Here is an 18,977-nt window from a genome sequence, read left to right as displayed (position 1 = left end):
GCGCGCATTAAGTTCGCACCAAAAAGGTGCTTTTGATGGAGGAGATCGATTGTTTGGTTAAAGCTTGAACAATTCCGCTATAATTCGCGCCCTTTGTTTTGCCCCTGGCCAGGCCGCTTCGTTCGCCCATGAAACTTGTCGTTAAAGTCTTCCCTGAAATCACGATCAAAAGCCGGCCGGTGCGCAAGCAGTTCATCCGCCAGTTGGCGAAGAACGTGCGCACCGTGCTGAAGGATCTTGACCCTTCGCTCGACGTTCAGGGTGAATGGGACAATCTCGAAATTCAAACGGGTGTGACCGAACCAAAGCGGCTGCAGGAGCTGATTGCACGCCTGCAATGCACGCCTGGTATCGCGCACTTTTTGGAAGTGCACGAGTACCCGCTGGGCGACTTCGACGATGTGCTCGACAAGTGCCGGACGCATTTCGGTGAGCAACTGCGCGGCAAGATTTTCGCCGTCAAATGCAAGCGTGCGGGCAAGCACAGCTTCACTTCCATGGATATCGAACGCCACGTCGGCAGCCATCTGCGCCGCGAGTTCGAAGCTGCTGGTATCTCTCTGAAGCACCCGGAAGTCGAGGTGCGCATGGAGATTCGCAACGATCGTTTGTTCATCATTCATCGTCAGCACGAAGGTATTGGTGGCTATCCGCTGGGTTCGCTCGAGCAGACCTTGGTTCTGATGTCTGGCGGCTTCGACTCTACCGTGGCGGCCTACCAGATGATGCGTCGCGGCCTGCTGACGCATTACTGCTTTTTTAACCTTGGCGGCCGTGCCCACGAGCTGGGTGTCATGGAAGTGGCGCACCACCTTTGGGAGAAATTCGGTCGCTCGCACCGCGTGCTCTTCATTAGTGTGCCGTTCGAAGAAGTCGTGGCGGAGATTCTGGACAAGGTCGACAACAGCCAGATGGGTGTCGTGCTCAAACGCATGATGCTTCGTGCCGCAACGCGCATCGCCGAAGACTTGCACATCGATGCCCTGGTCACCGGCGAGGCGATTTCCCAGGTATCGAGCCAGACATTGCCCAACCTGTCGGTGATCGATGCGGCGACCGACATGCTCGTGCTGCGTCCGCTTGTCGCCAGTCACAAGCAGGACATCATCGACACCGCCTACGCGATTGGTACGGCGGAGTACGCCAAACATATGCCCGAGTACTGTGGCGTGATTTCGGTGAACCCGACGACTCGGGCCAAGCGTGGCCGCATCGAGCACGAAGAGTCCCATTTCGATATGGCGATCCTCGAAAACGCTCTGGAGCGTGCTCGTCGGGTGACCGTCGACCGGGTCATCGACGAGCTGGGCCAGGACTTGCAAGTCGAAGAGGTGCGCGAGGCATTGCCAGGACAGATCGTGTTGGATATCCGCCATCCGGATTCCACCGACGACGCGCCGCTCGAAGTAGGCGGTGTCGAGGTGAAGGTATTGCCGTTCTACGCGATCAATAGCCGCTTCAAGGAACTGGATGAAAACCGCCAGTACCTGCTGTACTGCGATAAAGGTGTCATGAGCCGCCTGCATGCTCATCACTTGTTGAACGAAGGGCATGCGAATGTTCGTGTCTATCGGCCGTATTAAGCGCGCAGGGATGCTCGGTGGAAGCATCCGCCACCGCCCTCCCGACCCTGTCGGTTAAACCGACTTGCCTATTTCTGCGCCCTAAAATGGGGCGTGACACCGTTTCATCTTCGCCGGATAGCATTACCCGGCATTCAATCGAGACAAAAGACTGTGATCGAGAATCTCCGCAACATCGCCATCATCGCGCACGTCGACCATGGCAAAACCACCCTCGTCGACAAGCTCCTGCGCCTGTCCGGCACCCTGGACCGTAAAGAGCTCGAGAACGAGCGCGTGATGGACTCCAACGACCAGGAAAAAGAGCGTGGTATCACCATTCTTGCGAAGAACACCGCCCTGAAATGGAATGGCTACGACATCAACATCGTCGACACCCCCGGCCACGCCGACTTCGGCGGTGAAGTCGAGCGCGTGATGTCGATGGTCGACTCCGTACTGCTGGTTGTCGACGCCCAAGACGGCCCGATGCCACAGACTCGCTTCGTTACCCAGAAGGCATTCAAGGCCGGTCTGCGTCCAATCGTTGTCGTCAACAAGATCGACCGTCCGGGTGCGCGCCCTGATTGGGTTATCGACCAGATCTTCGACCTGTTCGACAACCTCGGCGCCACCGACGAGCAGCTCGACTTCCCGATCGTCTACGCCAGTGCCCTGAACGGCATCGCCGGCATGGACCACGAGAAGATGGACGACAACATGGACGCCCTGTTCCAGGCCATCGTCGACCACGTTCCGGTGCCGAACGTCGATGCTGACGGCCCGTTCCAGATGCAGATCTCCCAGCTGGACTACAACAGCTTCCTCGGCGTCATCGGCATCGGTCGTATCGCCCGCGGCAAGATCAAGGCGAACAGCCCGGTCACCGCGATCGACGACGAAGGCAAGAAGCGCAACGGTCGTATTCTCAAGATCATGGGCCACTCGGGGCTGCAGCGCGTTGAAGTGCAGGAAGCCCAAGCGGGCGACATCGTCTGCATCAGCGGCATGGACGAGCTGTTTATCTCCGACACCCTGTGCGACCCACAAAACGTCGAAGCGCTGCCTGCGCTGACCGTCGACCAGCCAACCGTAAGCATGACCTTCCAGGTCAACGACTCGCCGTTCGCAGGTAAAGAAGGCAAGTTCGTCACCAGCCGCAACATCAAGGACCGCCTGGACAAGGAGCTGCTGCACAACGTGGCACTGCGCGTCGAGCAGGGTGACTCTCCTGAGAAGTTCAAGGTCTCCGGTCGTGGTGAGTTGCACCTCTCCGTTCTGATCGAGAACATGCGCCGCGAAGGTTTCGAGCTGGCCGTTGGCCGTCCGGAAGTGGTGATCATCGAGAAGGACGGCGAGAAGCAAGAGCCTTACGAGAACGTCACCATCGACATCGAAGAGCAGAATCAGGGCTCGGTGATGGAGCAGATGGGTCTGCGTAAAGGCGATCTGACCAACATGATCCCCGACGGCAAGGGCCGTATTCGTCTCGAGTACACCATTCCTGCGCGCGGTCTGATCGGCTTCCGTAACAACTTCCTGACCCTGACCTCGGGTACCGGCATCCTGACCTCGACTTTCAGCCACTACGGCCCGATCAAGGCTGGCGAAGTCTCCAACCGTCAGAACGGCGTGCTGGTCTCCATGGCCACCGGTACCGCGTTGACCTATTCGCTGGAAACCCTTCAGAGCCGCGGCAAGCTGTTCCTCGGCCCAGGCGACGAGATCTACGAAGGCCAGCTGTGCGGTATCAACAGCCGTGACAACGACCTCGTGCTCAACCCTACCAAGGGAAAGAAGCTCGATAACATGCGTGCCTCCGGTAAAGACGAAGTCATTGCCCTGGTTCCGCCGATCCGCTTCACCCTCGAGCAGGCGCTGGAATTCATCGCTGACGACGAGCTGGTAGAAGTGACGCCGAAGTCGATCCGTCTGCGTAAGAAAATGCTGAACGAGAACGACCGTAAGCGTTACGAGCGCAGCAAGGTCTGATCTAGGTCAGTGATGTGAAAAGCCCCGCCGGTGAAAGCCGAGCGGGGCTTTTTATTACCCGCAATTTGCTTCACGAGTGGACGTATGAGCGTTTAGCGCGCTCTGCCAAATGCCACGTTGACACGGTCATTAAGTCCGTCATGCGATGGGTAGGGGCGACTTCAGTCGCTAGAGCGCGCCCAGGTGCCAAACATCTCGGACCGTACGAAACTGCGCGACCGCGGCAACCTCTGCGCGGCTTTGCCCCAGCACATCCGCGTTCCCAGGCGGTAACCTCGAATATTCCGAACATGTCGTCGGGCTGCGACAGGCTTCAAGTTTGTCGAAGCCAACGGTTGAGCTCGATCACTTGCTTCGCCATCCTGCCGACCTTTCGAAGGTCACGCAGGGAGGCGTGGACATGTTCGATGTCGCCAATGATCGGCATTTTTCGCTTGCCTTGCCGGGAGTCGAGCACGACTTTCAGGTGCTCGAGTTCACCGGCCACGAGGCCATCAGCCAACCTTATGCGTTCGAGCTAACGCTGGTCAGCGAGCGGCTTGACCTTGATCTCGAACCGCTGCTGCATCAATCCGCATTTCTATCTTTTACACCGCAAGGCAATGGCATCCACGGTCAGATCCACCGCATCGCCCAAGGCGACGCCAGCAAACGCCTGACCCGCTATCACGTCACCGTAGTGCCGCGTCTGGCGTATCTCGCCCATCGCACGAACCAACGTATCTTTCAGCACCTCACCGCGCCGCAGATCATCGAACGTGTGCTCGCCGATCACGGCATTCTTGGTGACGCCCACCGCTTCGAGCTGGGTCCGGTCGTCTATCCGCCGCGCGACTATTGCGTGCAGTACGACGAAACAGACCTGCATTTCGTCCAGCGTCTGTGCGAAGAAGAAGGCATTCACTACCACTTCCAGCACAGCGAACAAGGGCACGTGCTGGTGTTTGGTGATGACCAGACGGTGTTTCCCAAACTCGGCCAGCCGGTAGCGTATCTTCAGGACAACGGCCTTGTCGCCAGCGAGCCGGTCATTAAACGCTTCGCGCTGCGCCTAGAAACGCGCACCTCCGAAGTCGTTCGCCGAGACTACGATTTTGAAAAGCCTCGCGTCCTCATGGAAGCGACCGCCAAAGGCAACGATCTGCCTTTGTTGGAAGACTACGACTACCCCGGTCGCTTCGTGGATCGCGAACGCGGCAAACACCTCGGCCAACGCGCCCTCGAACGCCACCGTCACGACTATCGTCTCGCCGAAGGCCGCAGCGATTGCCCGCGTTTAGTCGCCGGCCATTTCCTCGAACTCGCGGACCACCCCCGGCAGGACTGGAACGACCTCTGGTTGCTCACCGAACTGCATCACGAAGGCAAGCAACCGCAGGTACTGGAAGAGTCCATCACCAGCGACACCCAAGCCTCTGACGGCTTTACCCAGGGCTATCGCAACCGTTTTACCGCAACCCCTTGGGAGGCCCCTTTTCGACCTTCCCTGAGTCACGCAAAACCCAAAGTTCTCGGCAGCCAGACCGCCGTCGTGACAGGGCCAGCCGGCGAAGAAATCCATTGCGACGAATACGGTCGAGTCAAAGTCCAGTTCCACTGGGACCGCCATGGCCAGGCGGATGACAAGACCAGTTGCTGGCTCCGCATCTCCAGCAGTTGGGCCGGCGATCGCTACGGCGGCATTGCGATCCCTCGGGTCGGCATGGAGGTACTGGTCACTTTCCTCGAAGGCGATCCCGATCAACCCCTGGTCACCGGTTGCCTGTATCACAAGGAACACGCCGTCCCCTATGACCTGCCGGCGAACAAGACCCGCAGCGTCTTCAAAACCCTGTCCAGCCCCGGCGGTGGCGGCTACAACGAACTGCGCATCGAAGACCGCACAGGGCAGGAGCAGATCCACATCCACGCCCAACGGGACTGGGACGAAAACATCGAGCACGACCAGAAGATCCGCGTCGGCCACGAGCGTCACGACACCGTCGAGGCGAACAGCTACAGCGAGTTCAAAGCCGAAGAGCACCGCACCACCCATGGTGATCGTAAGACCGAAATTCGCAACGATGACCACCTCACCATTGGCGCCAACCAACACATCAAGATCGGCACCGGTCAGTTCGTTGAAGCCGGTCATGAGATTCACCTTTCCAGCGGCCTAAAAGTCGTCCTGGAAGCCGGCAGCGAACTGACCTTCAAAGCCAGCGGCAGCTTTATCAAGATCGATGCAAGCGGTGTCACCATGGTCGGCCCGACTATCAAGGTGAACTCTGGTGGCAGCCCGGGGAAAGGGGCGGGGGCCGCACCGATTCTGCCGGGGCATGTTGAGGCCGCGGATACGGATAAGGCTGGGGAATTATTGATTCCAGCACAGCGGCAGGCATTACTTCGGGGCATGCCGCGCTGCGAAATCTGCGAGCAAGCTGGGCCAACGGTATCCCGGAAATGAGCGGGCATTTCTTATTGGTCGATGGCGTACAGCGGCAAGACGCTTTGCGTTGGCTCTATAGCTTTGGAGAACCAATTGAAGTCTTGCCGATTTATGTAGGTTCACGCTGGGATGCTCTCAGAGAGCTAGGACCAATCCTGGTGCAGGTCGAAGTGTATTCGCAGTTGCTGGGCGAGCTGCAAAGTAGCCGAGAGTTTCAAAAGCAAGCGTCTCAGATATACAGCACGGTATCGCTGGGTGATCTGGCTGATCATCTTCGACATTTCATTACTGTCACCGATGATGCCGGTAGCAATAGCCTGTTCCGCTTCGCTGATCCATTGGTGGCATCGCATTGGCTCGACAGTTACCCACGCTCCGCCTATCGCGATCTACTCGGGCCGATTGGCGAATGGCATGTTTCGGTACCTCCTCCCAGCTGGGCTCCCTCCGCATCGGTTACGAGGCGCGCATACCGGCCCGAAACCCAAAGCCCTGCCGTGCTCGAAAAGCTAAATCATCTGACTCGTGCGCAATTGGATGCGCTGGAAAATGCATACCAACAGCGCTTCAAAGAGCGCCTTTACGACTGGCTTATCCGTGATTATCCAGAGGTACTGACTTCTTTATCAGAACAGGAGCGTGGCATTTGGATGGAGCGGCGCCTGCGGGAAGCATACGCCTGGGGTTTAGTAAGCGAACGTTGCATCGCAATCTGGCTGGAGCGTTGCGCATGTTGGGGGGAAGACTTCGCTACGCGCCACGACAGCCCCTATCGATATTGGCTGGAAGAGACTCCCAAGGCACGAAGCCTGTCTCCTGAAATGCGCATCCAGGCTTTGGATGACGATGCCTGACAAGTTGAAGGAAAGGATTTCCATGACCGTGGCAACCCCGAATAAAGAGCTACAAAAAGCACAGCGCAATCAGGCTTTTGAAAACAAGCCTGCCAATGCAAGTGGTCAATGCCCACTTAAGGCCCTCGAGATTGCGATCTACCCAGTTCGCTACGCAATTGATGAGTCTCCTGCGCGAGGTCGTGCACAAGGGCCGAATCCGCTACCCAAAGGCTGGTCCAGTGTTCATCTTCCTGATTTGAAAACCCGTAGTTACACGCTTCGCCAACTTCGCGATGGTTGGCTCTATGTCTGGGACGAAACGGACAAGACCTTTCATGAGTACCAAGTGCAGGGGCATCAATTCACTCGTCATCAGTGGGGGAGCACGCAGCTCAACAAAGATGAACGTAATAATCCGGGCGAGACAAAGCCTTACTTGCTCTATCCACGTCGTAGCCGGTTGCTGATCTGCTATTCACCAGTCCAATGGACCTGGCGCCTGTGCGAGAAAATGCGCAGCAACCCGCAGGAACTCAAGTGCTGGATGCGCGCATTGAATCTGCAGCAGTACTGCGACCAAATTCAGGCTGCTCATGCAGCACCGCTGCGAGATCTTGGTAGTGCCGTTGCCGATGTTCTCGCTGGAGGCCCGCCTCCTACCTTCAAAACATGTTTGGTCGCATCGCAGTTCGGTGATGATATTTCACGCCCCTGCAAGCCATCCATCGACCAAGCCCTGATACTGGGCAGTGTGCCGGACCAGGATAGTGCCTTGTTTGTCGCGCTCGACGACCCTTTGGCAAATGTCGATGACCTCGCATTGAACCTGCAGGGGCGCCGACTGGAGCTCATCGCAGCAGAAGAGGAACATCGCAATAAAATTACCAGTGCTGCTTTAGTGCAGGACTTGTGTGGTGTTCGCCTCGAGCCTTTCATGCCGCATTCGATTGCCAGCGATACATCGCGCAAGCTGGCTTTCATAAAAGATGCTCACGAGCTGCTCGAAGCTGAGGCGCAGCTACGCCACCACAGTGGTAGTGACACCATGCTGAGCATCAAATCCCTCAGCGTTCAGCGAGTACGTGGACAGTTCAAAAAGTCATGGGGCTCGCCGCCTTCCGGTACGAAGTGGCAGGCGATGGTCGAGCAATGGCACCAAAAGAGCACATGGCGTGAAGATGTTGAGTTCGACAAGGCTTGGGCTTACCTGCAAGAGCGAAACGACGAGCTAGAGCGCTTGAATGCCCACATACAGCGCAGTGAGCACGACTTGATTGCTTGGCTTCAACGCCTAAGTCCCAAAGCGGAGGACATCTCCTATGATCCTTGCCATCCGAGGCAGGCTACCGAGCTTCTTGAAACCATGGCTAGTCTCTACGGGCAACTTGCCGGGAGCGAGAAAGGTAAGGCCTTGCTTTGCAAGCAATACGGGCGACCCACTACATTAGTTGGATTGGCATTGTTCAACTTCAACACAGAACTGTCCGAACTGATCGACAAGGTTTCCGCCAATTTCACCGCTCACGGCACTATCGATAATCAAGGGCGGCAGGGGGATGGGAGTGGTAAGGCTCATGGCGGGTTGTCCGATACCACCAGCGGAATCAGTCGCGCCAACGAACTGAAGTCTGTGCTCGATCTGGCAAGCGTCCAAAGCAGTGCTCTTTATCAGAGCATTTCCGAGCCGGCAAAACGTGCGTTGGAGACGTTGCGAGATGTCGTTGGTGGGAAAGCAAAAAACAGCTGGAACCTGATCGCCTTTACCTTGTTACCCGCTTTGAGCGAACGGTTCGCCCCTAAAACGCGAATCTTCACTTACAGCGCCATGCAGGTGCTGGTTTCTACGGAAATCTCGACCCAGACGCGGCTGGTCCTGGACTCGGATTTCGCGAAGAAAAACCACAGATGGCAGACCGAGGTCGCTTCGCTAGAAAGAAACATCAAAGGCCTGCAGCGCACGCTTACGTTGCCAGGCAAAGGCCCTGACAAGCGTTCGGCGCGTATCCAACTCGCGAGCCTGGAACAAAAGCGGGAAGTGCTTAACCTACAAAAGCCCAATCAGGTGGTGGGTGCCATCGCTGCTGAGACACGCATAACGACGGTGCAAGCCCGCCAGGTAAATGCATGGCTGGCAACATTGGGGCAATCCGAGTTGCTCGATCAACTACAGCTCAAGGCGAAAAGCGCAACTGGCTATGCCACGCGGAGTCGCCAGTGGATCAATCAGGAACTGGGCGGGAGCCTCCCGGTATTGGTTGCCGGACTGAACGTGTGGAATTTTCTCAATAGCCTAGACAAGGCTAAAGGTGACGGAGTTCTTAGTGCTGATGAACTACGTACTGTGGGGGCTAATGCCGCTTATACAGCCAATGCGCTGATGGCAATTTGGGTAGTGCCGGCTTGGAATAAATGGGCGACGCTAGAGCGAGCACTTGGTAACAACACCACTCAGCTCGCCAGAGCCGGTGTAAGAGCATGGCTAAAAGCGGGTGAGGCTGAAGCATCCTTATTAGCTCGTAAACTAGTTTTACGTACGATGGGCATGACGGCATTTGGCGCTATTGCTGCGGGTGTAGAGGCTTGGCAAGTTTCTAAAGATATTGATAAATCCACGGGCACAGATGAGCTTTATGCTCTACGGGCTAAGCAGATTACTTTAGGCCTCATGTCGACAGTGGCGGGCGTCCAGTTGATTGGAAGTGCTTTAGGTTTCTGGTTCGGCTTCGCCTGGGTTATGTCTAACCCCATCACCATAATTATCGCCTTGCTCGGCGTGATTTATCTCATCTCCAGCATGATTGCCAACCAATACAAGCGTGAGGGATTGCGTCTTTGGTTGTATCGCTGTAGTTGGGGAAAATCTCCTTCGTGGACGCATAGCGATGACGACCACAAAGACGAACTACGTACCCTAAGCGAGATCTGTCTACGTCCCAGCTTGGTGGCCAAAGCAACCAGTCTGCCCTACTACGATCGAGGCCCCCGCATCTATACGGGTTTTTGGTTGCAGCTTCTGTTGCCATCAGAGCTTTCCGGTACGGTCGTGAGGTTGCAGCCAGCGATGGTAGATAGTGGCTGGTTTTCGGACGGTCTGATGCGCGGTATTGAGGAAGGTTTCTACAACCAGTTCCTTGAAGGCCATTGGGTGCCGCCGGAACAGTTCGGCCAACCTCCAACTCAGCGCCCGAACGGTACGCTTCCTGGAGACGTTTCCTATGAGTCGCAGACGCAGCAACGTTTGTGGCAAACCTGGATTGCTTACCAACGCCAGCCTATGTTGGAGCTTGAGATTCAGTATCCAGAGCCAGTATTGGCGAGCGGAAACGGTCGCGGTTATATGTTTCGCCTCGATATAGATTCTTTTTCAGGCGAGGCTGATTTGAAAAGCAACGCCTTCAGCAAGGAGCCAAATATAGATATGGTACTTTCTTCAAAAAGTACGCGGTTTCTTGATCTTTATATCCCCAGTTCGGGTAATGACTCTTATGAGTAGTAGTTATCGTAGGCCGCTTAGATTCTTTACTAAGAATAAAGCTATCGATCTTCCTGCACATCACCGATGGCGGCACTCCAGTCTTCCGGCATTGTTAGAGTGGAAAATTAAAGCGAGGTCTTACAATACGACCATTGCCAACGGCATGTTCGTATTCATGACAGTCGTGGCGTTTCTTGCTTGCTATCTTATGTTTTTCAGAAATGATGGTTCTCCTTTGTTTGAAAAACTCTCTTGGAGCTCCATCTTCTGCTCGATATTTTTCGCCGCCCTTTATGGAACGACGCACCAAAAAACAAAGTTTGCCTACCGTTTGACTGAGAAGGGAATTGAAACATGTGAATGGAAGTCCCCGGCTAGGGGATGGCTGATTCTATTGAAAATCGTGACCGTGATTGCCGCTATCGCAGTCGTGTTTCTTATCGCTCTTGACCCGTCAAATTTTATTTTTGCATTGATCGGGCCTGGTGGTATGGGGCTGCTTTATCTGAGCCTGGCTAACTCAAAGGAATTTCAAGAAATGCATAGCCTATATAGGCATAACGTTTATGACTGGAGCGAGATAAAGAAAGTATATGCCGACCGCTCACGTCACCTGATAAGCCTTGAGTATGAATGGTTCAACGAGAATCAGAAAAAGATACTTCCGTGGTGGACCTATGTGTTTTGTCAGAGGAAGGAATATGCTTCCAACCTTGAACTGATCAAATCCTATCTTCCAGACACGCCGTGCGTGGAGGAGAAAGTCGAAGTCTTGCAGTTTTGATGCGGAGAAATTAGAAGGCTGTTCGCATAGATGCTTGGCGGTGGTCGCTGACGAAAAAAATAAAAAATTAGAGATTTTTTTCTTCTGATTTTCGCAGTTGAAGCGTGGCCAATAATCTTTATTTCTGTCTGGCTTGCCGGTCCGATGATCTACCCTCCCAAAGCTCGAGCTCTACTCACGCTCCACCAATTTTGCTCCCAGCCGCTTTAGCCCTATCCTCTACACCTTTTGAGAATCCAGGCCGCTTGCGCTAGGCGGTCATTGCAGACCAGGAGTGTAGATGGGGCAGGGTAGTCGTTTCGGTCAGGCTGGGCGTCTCGGGCGTTCGATATATGCCTTGCTACCGCTGGCTATTGGGGCCGTGAGCTTCATGCCCCAAGCGCACGCTGTCGTCTTCAACATCGGCGCTGTCGAAGCGCAGTTGGACTCATCACTTACGATCGAGTCTGGCTGGGGAACAGCCCGTCCTGATCAAGACTTGATTGGCGCGAGCAACGGTGGTCGTGGATTCACCGACACCAACGATGATGGTCGGCTCAACTTCAAGCAGGGCGAGCCTTTTACCAAGCGGTTCACCGGCATTCATGGGTTAGAACTCCGGTACCTCGACAGTGGCCTCTATGTGCGGGGCAAGTACTGGTACGACTTCGAGCAGAAGGATGAAAGCCGACGGTTCGCGGATATCGACGACAGGGGCCGGCAGCGTCTAGCTCAGGCATCGGGTGTGGCGTTGTTAGATGCCTACGTCTATCACAACTACCAATGGCGTGATCAGCCCGGCTCGGTTCGGTTGGGTAAACAGGTACTCAACTGGGGCGAGGGCATGTTCATCGGCGGAGGGCTGAACATCGTCAACCCGCTAGACATGTCGGCGTATCGCCGCCCGGGTACGCCGCTAAAAGACGGCCTGCTGCCGGTCAATCTTTTCCATGTCGCGCAGAATCTCTCGGACAATCTGGCCGTTGAGTATTTCTATCAACTGGAATGGGACAAGTCCGTGCAGGAGAACTGCGGCACGTTCTTCGCGCAATCGGATTTGCTCGCCGACGGTTGCGATTCGAACCTGAGGGTTCTTTCATCCGTTGATGGCGGCGACGGTGTCGTCGTTCCCCGGGCGGGGTCTCGCAATGCTCGTGACAGTGGACAGTGGGGCGGGGCGCTTCACTACTACGTTGCGCCGTTGGACATGGACATCGGTGCCTATGTCGCCAACTACCATAGCCGTTCCCCTGTGATCGGTGGTCGTACTGCGGGTGCCGCGGCCTATGCTGCAGGCGTCGAAGCCGTGGCAGCGGATAGCCGTTATTACCTCGATTATCCAGAAGATATTCGCCTGTACGGGCTGAGCTTCAGCAAGCAGATGGCAACTGGAACAACCTGGCGCGGTGAATTGAGCTACCGACCCAATGCTCCTGTCGCGCTCAATGCTTCCGATCTCATGAATGCAGCGTTGGTGCTATCGGACCGTAGCCTTACGCCACTTGATGCCGAGGTCGCCTCTGAGCTGAAAGGATACCGCCGTAAGGAGACCACGCAGGTACAGACGGGCATCGAGCAGATACTCGACAACGTCATGGGTGCCGAGCGCTTGACGGTTCAGGGCGAGGTAGCTTGGGTGCATACCGGCGGGCTCGGTGGCGATGCACGCTATGGTCGAGACCCGGTTTATGGCGCTGGGCCCGCTCCCTCCGGCGGTTGCCAGCCTGGCCTGACATCAGGGCGCTACTGCGAAGACGAAGGCTTCGTTACGGACAATGCGTGGGGATACCGGCTAAAGGCCGTGTGGGACTACCCGGATATTGTTGATCGTGTCCTGCTAAAACCGAATGTTGCCTGGTCGCACGACGTAAAAGGCTTTGGTCCGAACGGCTCCTTCAACGAAGGGGCAAAGGCCGCGACCATTGGTTTGGACGCGAGTTATCAAAACACTTACCGCGCGGCGCTGGCCTACACGAACTTCTTTGGCGGACGCTACAACACCTGGGCTGATCGCGATTTCCTGACGTTGAGCGTCGGGATCGACTTTTAAAAAAGGCGTAAGTGTCTTCATGGCATTTTTAGCTTTCGAACCTTATCCAGACGCTCGAGCCAGATTGCTGAATCTGCCTGGAGAGGCGCTCGCTGCTGCGTGGGTCCGAGTCCACCAAGGATCGAATGACGAGCCGGCTGAATACCCAGGCCTTGCGCATTTCCTGGAGCATCTGTTGTTTCTCGACGGCGGCCGCTTCGTAGGCGAAGAAGGCTTGATGCGCTATGTCCAGCGTTGTGGCGGTCAAGTGAACGCGTCGACCGCTGCGACATACACCGACTACTTCTTCCAAGTGCCTACGGCGTTTTTCATCGGAGCGTTTGATCGCCTGCGAGATCTGTTGACCAGGGCGCTGCCATCGATCGATGCACAGCGCGGTGAGCGTGAGGTTCTGCACGCTGAGTTTCTGGCGAGGTCGGCCGACCCGATGACGCAACGTGACGCAGCATTGGCGGAAATGTTGGGTGAGCCCCACCCTTCATCGCGTTTTCATGCTGGGCATCGTGACACCTTGCCCGTCGAGCAGGCGATGTTTCAGGAGGCTTTGCACCTTTATCGAAGAGACGGACAAGCGCGAGCGATGATCGAACTCGTGATGGCTGGGCCGCAATCTTTGGACGAGCAGAAACAGTTGGCGAGGGAGTTCTTTGCGCACTTCTCAGGCGACGGAGCGAGGCCAAAATCGAGCAAGGCCAGACTGACGCCACTGCGCATTCCTTGTCTTCAGGTACAGCAACCGTCGCCGAGTATCTCAGTGGGTATTTTGTTCGACGGCATCGCCAACGCCAGTCATCAAGTGGTCTGTGCGTTGGAACACCGCCTGAGGAGCCCTCTTATGGGCGGATTGCTCGAGTACTTGCGTAGTCGGGCACTCATTTCGAGCCTGGACGTGCGCTGGCAGCATTGTGGGTTGGATCAGGCGATCTTAATCATCGAAATGCCGACGCCTGATGCCGAGAAAACACGTACCGAGCATGTCGCCAGTGTCGTGCGTACGTGGTTCGAGGCGCTTTCATCCGAGGACGTACAACAAGCGTTGCGGGATTACAGGACCAAAACATGCCGTTTGCAGATAACCGAAGAGCCGCTTTTGCGCATTCGACGGGCACTGGAGAGTGGTTGGAGCTCGGACGATAGTGCGCATGCCGCGGTCCCTCGGACGCTGTCGGCTAGATGCTCTCAGATGCTGACGTTGGTGGGCTCCTCTGAAACGCTGCCCGATTGGCCGTCGGCAGGCTTTCCATTTGCCGCGAAGATTTCAACGGTAAGCGCCATGGCGAGCGGGTTTCACACTGCGCTGCCGTCAGATCGAAGTTACCCCGTTGTGAGCGGTCAGGCTCGCTCACTAATACGGACGAACACTCCGACACCGGCTCTTTCTCTGGATATGCCACCGCACCACTCGGTGTTATTCCTGAAGGGGGCGGTCAACTGGTCTAGTGAAGATGCTGAGCGTGACTTCGAACGGTTGGCTTGGCGTGCCGCGTATCACGGCGTACGTCTTGAGCGGCGCGAGGTGGCGGGTGAAGTGGAGTTTCGCCTGATCGGAAGGTCGCGAATGCTGCCGCCTATCCTGGAGGCGACGCTTGGCCTTGTTCAGACGGGGATGAGCGTGCAGACGACGGACTCTGTTGACGCTATGCCCATTCGTCGTCTGTTGGCTGATTTACCTCAGATCCTAAAGGGCAAAAGCAGGGCGATAACATCGTCCGAGCACGGCGCTTGGACGATGTTGTTGTGCAGCGCCGATACCGCTCATTCGGGCTTGCTCGACAGCCTGGCGGCATTCCCTTTCCACGGTGATCCTGCTCCCGTGGCGTCGCCGGCCGGGCGAGGTCGGCGCTGGTATACGTCTCGACTTAGAGAAAACGAAGACAGCACGCTCCTTCTGTTCTGCCCCCATCACGCAAGTGCGCAATCCGAGGCTGCGTTTCGCTTACTCGCGAGAATGATAGAGGGAGACTTCTATCATCGGATGCGTATCGAGTTGCAGTTGGGGTATGCGGTGTTCAGCGGCTATCGTCGCTTTGGGCAGCTTGGCGGAATACTGTTTGCGATTCAGGCGCCATCAGCAGGCGGTCACCAGATGCTGGCCCATGTGGAAGCATTCATCCAGGCTCAGCTGGCGACGTTCATGAGCGTAGATGATGAACACCTGACCACACGAGTGGCGCCTCTGAAAGAGCGCATGCAGGCAGACATGGGATGGCAGCGTCAGGCGGAGGATGCCTGGGCGGCAGTGCAGGCTGGCTTCGCGCCGGAGTATCCGCTAATGCTTCGAGGTGAAATCGCGTCGCTGCCTAATGAGGCGTTACGTGCGGCCGCTCAGCAATGGGCTGACGCTAACTGTGGGCGTATCGTCTTGAGTAATGATTCCCAGCCGAATGCTGGTTGGAGCGCCAGCAGGCCCTAGAGCCTGTTCACGATCTGCTATGCGTCGGCCAAACGGGGTTGAAATGACCTTCGGACTGCTCATTTACCACTCGTAAACTCCGCGTCCTCAGCTCATTTCGCCACCCTTTGGCTCTAGCTCGCTAGATCGTGAACAAGCTCTTAGCCGGCTTGATCCTGCGAACCACGCTGTCCATCATGGCGGCTCTGCTCATTACCGCAAGGCCTACCGATGGACCAGACGTCCTCCCAACTGATCCGTGAAACGTTCCCCGTCGGACCGTTGCAGTGCAATTGCACATTGATTGGCGACCCGATCAGCAAGAAGGCGATCGTGGTGGACCCGGGCGGCGAGCCTGAGATGATCGTCGCCAGGCTGGAGGCGTTAGGCCTGAAGTTGGTGAGCATCATCCACACGCATGCGCACCTCGATCACTTTCTCGCGTCGGGTCGACTCAAAGAGCTCACCGGCGCAAGTCTGCATCTGCATCCCGAGGACCGTTTCCTTTGGGACGGCCTGGAAACCCAATGCCAGATGTTCGGCGTCCCCTATACACCGGTGCCAGCGCCGGATCTGCCACTGGCAGACGACGAAGCGCTGGCATGCGGCTGCGGCGTCGCGCTGCATACGCCTGGCCATACGCCGGGTTCGATGAGTTTCTGGTTTCCCGAAGCGCGTTTGCTGATCGCCGGGGATACGCTGTTCCGTCGTGGAATTGGCCGCACCGATCTTTGGGGCGGTGACTATGCGACGATCGAGCGGTCCATCAAGAAGCGGCTTTATATCCTCGATGAGGACGCCGTGGTCATCACCGGGCATGGTCCCGAGACTCGTCTGGGTGATGAGATGCGCGAGAATCCGTTTGTGCGTGCAGGCGCGTAGGCCCGAATTTTGGTCTCGCGCCACTTAAAAAGTCCCGTCCGATGGGCATAGACAGGAGCTGTAAATGAAGACTTTTTCCCGCCTGATCCTTACTGGCACCATGGCCGCGCTGATGGCTGGTTGCGCATCCAGCGGCAACCCGTACGAATCGCAACAGAGCCAGGGAGGCAATCGCACCGCCATGTACGGCGGAATTGGCGCTTTGGCGGGCGCTGTCGCGGGTGCCGCGATCGATCATAATAACCGTGGCAAAGGTGCGCTGATCGGCGCTGCCGTCGCAGGTGCAGCGGGTGCGGGTTACGGCTATTACGCAGACCGTCAGGAAGCCGAACTGCGTCGGCAGATGGAGGGGACCGGGGTCGAAGTGCAGCGCCAGGGCGACGACATCAAACTGATCATGCCGGGCAACATTACCTTCGCCACGAACTCCGCTGATATCGCCGGTAATTTCTATACGCCGCTGAACAACCTTGCGACGTCCTTCAAGCAGTTCAACCAGAACAGCATCGAGATCGTCGGCTATACAGACAGCACGGGTTCGCGTCAGCTCAATATGGATCTGTCGCAGCGTCGCGCGCAGAGCGTTGCGAATTATCTGACCGCGCAAGGCGTGGATGGAACGCGCTTGAGCACCCGGGGTGCCGGTCCTGACCAGCCGATTGCCAGCAATTCGACAGCTGATGGTCGTGCACAGAACCGCCGCGTAGAGGTTAATCTCAAGCCGCTACCGGGCGCCCAGCAGCAGTAATACCCGCATGGTCGCGAGGGTCGGTCAACGACTCTCGCTGATCGCGGCAGGCCCTGTTTCTTCGGTGACTGAAACAGGCGCTGGCATGGCGCGGTCGTTGCGCCACTGCCAGAGGATCAAGATCAATGTGGGAATTCCCAGCAAGGCCGTGACGAGAAAGAACGGCCCATATCCCAGCTTTTCGACCATGACGCCGGAGTATCCACCAAGTAGCCGCGGCAGCAGTAACATGATCGAGCTGAGGAGGGCGTACTGCGTTGCGGAAAACTTCAAGTTGGTAAGGCTCGATAGGTACGCCACGAACGCCGAAGTGGCCAAACCTGAACTGAAGTTGTCTGCAGAAATGGTCACGATCAGCATGCTGAGATTGGTGCCCATGCCGGCCAAAACCATGAACAGCAAGTTGGTCGCCGCGGACGCAACGCCACCGATGAACAAAATCGGCATGATCCCGAAGCGCACGATCAAGAGTCCGCCGGCACCGGCGCCGAGCAATGTTACGACCAGTCCGAACAACTTGCTTACGCTTGCGATCTGGTCTTTCGTGAACCCCATGTCCAGATAGAAAACGTTCGCCATCACACCCATGACCGTATCGGACATGCGATAGGTTGCGACCAGTCCCAGCAGGACCAGCGCCTGCCAGCGATAGCGCGCGATGAAATCGTTGATGGGGGTCAGCACGGGTGCCATCCCGCCCCAGAACAAGCTCGAGACGGACAGTGCGGTGAGCACCGTATAGAGCAAAGCGCGGAGGAAGGCGCGGTCGTGGTAGAGCAAGTCGGTGAACGCCGCTTGCCCCTGTAGCATCAGCAACAGATCACTTTCGTAGAACTGCGCGGCCATCGCTGGCAGCGATATCAGCAATATGATCAGCAACAGGACCGAAAGAAGCTGGTGAAACAGCCCATACTTCGCGGTTGCTGTCTTAAGCACCGGCCCAAGCCCGCCCCATGCCAGTGCCGAGATGGAAAGGCAGCAAAGCGTCGTGTAGAGCAAGGCTCGAAGAAACGCCCGATCGTTGTAAAGCAGGCTGTAGGGCGGGAGGTCGCCTCGCAGCATGAGCATCAAGTCGCTTTGGTAGTACTGGATGATCATCGTTGGAATCGATACCAACAAGGTGATGACCGCGAGCACCGAAAGCAGCTGAACGAGAAAGCCGTATCGTTGAGGTATGGCAGGCGGGAGGGACGGGGAGGGGGGCTCACGCATCCATAAAGTGGTGATGAGTCCTGGCAGCATCAGCAGGGCAAAGCCGACATAGGTATTCGCCCATGCTTCTGGCACGTAAGTCTGCGAAGTGGAGCCGAACCATTCGGCTGAGTACAACGCACCCGCTGTGGCCAATAACGCTGCAACCCGGTAGCCGCTCATGTAACTCGCCGCTAGGGCTGCCTGGCGGCGATCGTCTGCAATTTCCAGACGGTACGCATCTACTGCGATGTCTTGCGTTGCCGATGCGAAGGCCACCAATACGGCGAACGCAATCAGCCACGTCAAGTGGGTGTGCGGGTCCATCGTTGCCATGCCGACCAGGCCCGCTGCGACGCAAAGCTGTGAAAGCACGAGCCATGAACGGCGACGCCCGAGTTTTCCTAGCAGGGGAAGGCGCCATTGATCGAGCATCGGTGCCCACACCCATTTGAAGGCGTAAGCCAATCCGATGAGGCTCGCGAAGCCGATCGTATCGCGCGCAACACCCGCTTCGCGAAGCCAAACGGACAGCGTGGAAAAGACCAACATGTAAGGCAGCCCTGCCGCGAAGCCCAGCAAGAGCAAAGCCAGTGTTGCGGGGCTGGCATAAGCGTCGAGTGCTTCGCGCCAGGTTTTACGAGACATGAACGTTACG

The 18,977-nt window shown here is 56.7% G+C and carries 11 protein-coding genes; 10 read left to right on the top strand and 1 reads right to left on the bottom strand.

The window, feature by feature from the left end; genetic code table 11:
• The first annotated feature begins 128 nt into the window (after positions 1 to 128).
• From thiI to IEY47_RS03030, 10 genes are all read left to right on the top strand, one after another.
• On the top strand, positions 129 to 1,583 hold the full coding sequence (gene thiI / locus IEY47_RS03075; RefSeq protein ID WP_188981658.1) for a tRNA uracil 4-sulfurtransferase ThiI: 1,455 nt from the start codon (positions 129 to 131) through the stop codon (positions 1,581 to 1,583).
• 153 nt (positions 1,584 to 1,736) lie between these two features.
• Positions 1,737 to 3,554 (top strand): translational GTPase TypA, encoded by a 1,818-nt coding sequence (typA, locus tag IEY47_RS03070; RefSeq protein ID WP_188981657.1) that lies wholly within the window; start codon positions 1,737 to 1,739, stop codon positions 3,552 to 3,554.
• A gap of 400 nt (positions 3,555 to 3,954) precedes the next feature.
• On the top strand, positions 3,955 to 6,000 hold the full coding sequence (locus tag IEY47_RS03065; protein ID WP_188981789.1) for a type VI secretion system Vgr family protein: 2,046 nt from the start codon (positions 3,955 to 3,957) through the stop codon (positions 5,998 to 6,000).
• Positions 5,997 to 6,836 carry a DUF4123 domain-containing protein gene (locus IEY47_RS03060; RefSeq protein WP_188981656.1) on the top strand — a complete coding sequence of 280 codons (840 nt, stop codon included), beginning with the start codon at positions 5,997 to 5,999 and terminating at the stop codon, positions 6,834 to 6,836. Before IEY47_RS03065 ends, IEY47_RS03060 begins: the two co-directional genes overlap by 4 nt.
• Positions 6,837 to 6,858: 22 nt before the next feature.
• A complete protein-coding gene (locus tag IEY47_RS03055) occupies positions 6,859 to 10,311 on the top strand; it encodes a T6SS effector BTH_I2691 family protein (RefSeq protein WP_188981655.1) in 3,453 nt (1,150 codons plus the stop codon).
• A complete protein-coding gene (locus IEY47_RS03050) occupies positions 10,304 to 11,077 on the top strand; it encodes a hypothetical protein (RefSeq protein WP_188981654.1) in 774 nt (257 codons plus the stop codon). Before IEY47_RS03055 ends, IEY47_RS03050 begins: the two co-directional genes overlap by 8 nt.
• 280 nt (positions 11,078 to 11,357) lie before the next feature.
• Positions 11,358 to 13,106: a DUF1302 domain-containing protein gene (locus tag IEY47_RS03045; RefSeq protein WP_188981653.1), complete on the top strand. Its 1,749-nt coding sequence runs from the start codon at positions 11,358 to 11,360 to the stop codon at positions 13,104 to 13,106.
• Between the two features lie 19 nt (positions 13,107 to 13,125).
• The gene (gene pqqF, locus IEY47_RS03040; protein WP_188981652.1) at positions 13,126 to 15,519 is read left to right on the top strand and encodes a pyrroloquinoline quinone biosynthesis protein PqqF; all 2,394 of its coding nucleotides are present in this window, start codon (positions 13,126 to 13,128) and stop codon (positions 15,517 to 15,519) included.
• A gap of 210 nt (positions 15,520 to 15,729) precedes the next feature.
• The gene (locus IEY47_RS03035) at positions 15,730 to 16,380 is read left to right on the top strand and encodes an MBL fold metallo-hydrolase (protein WP_188981651.1); all 651 of its coding nucleotides are present in this window, start codon (positions 15,730 to 15,732) and stop codon (positions 16,378 to 16,380) included.
• A 64-nt stretch (positions 16,381 to 16,444) separates the two neighbouring features.
• Positions 16,445 to 17,128, top strand: a complete 684-nt coding sequence (locus IEY47_RS03030; protein ID WP_188981650.1) for a YiaD family glycine zipper/OmpA-like lipoprotein — start codon at positions 16,445 to 16,447, stop codon at positions 17,126 to 17,128.
• Between the two features lie 24 nt (positions 17,129 to 17,152).
• Here the strand turns inward: IEY47_RS03030 and IEY47_RS03025 are convergent, their stop codons facing one another.
• Positions 17,153 to 18,967 (bottom strand): AmpG family muropeptide MFS transporter, encoded by a 1,815-nt coding sequence (locus IEY47_RS03025; RefSeq protein ID WP_188981649.1) that lies wholly within the window; start codon positions 18,965 to 18,967, stop codon positions 17,153 to 17,155.
• Between the last annotated feature and the right edge of the window lie 10 nt (positions 18,968 to 18,977).

This window comes from Pseudomonas matsuisoli (assembly GCF_014647635.1).
Taxonomy (GTDB): Bacteria; Pseudomonadota; Gammaproteobacteria; order Pseudomonadales; family Pseudomonadaceae; genus Pseudomonas_P; species Pseudomonas_P matsuisoli.
Note: the sequence above shows the minus strand (reverse complement) of the source record. Positions and strands in the feature narration are given on the sequence as shown.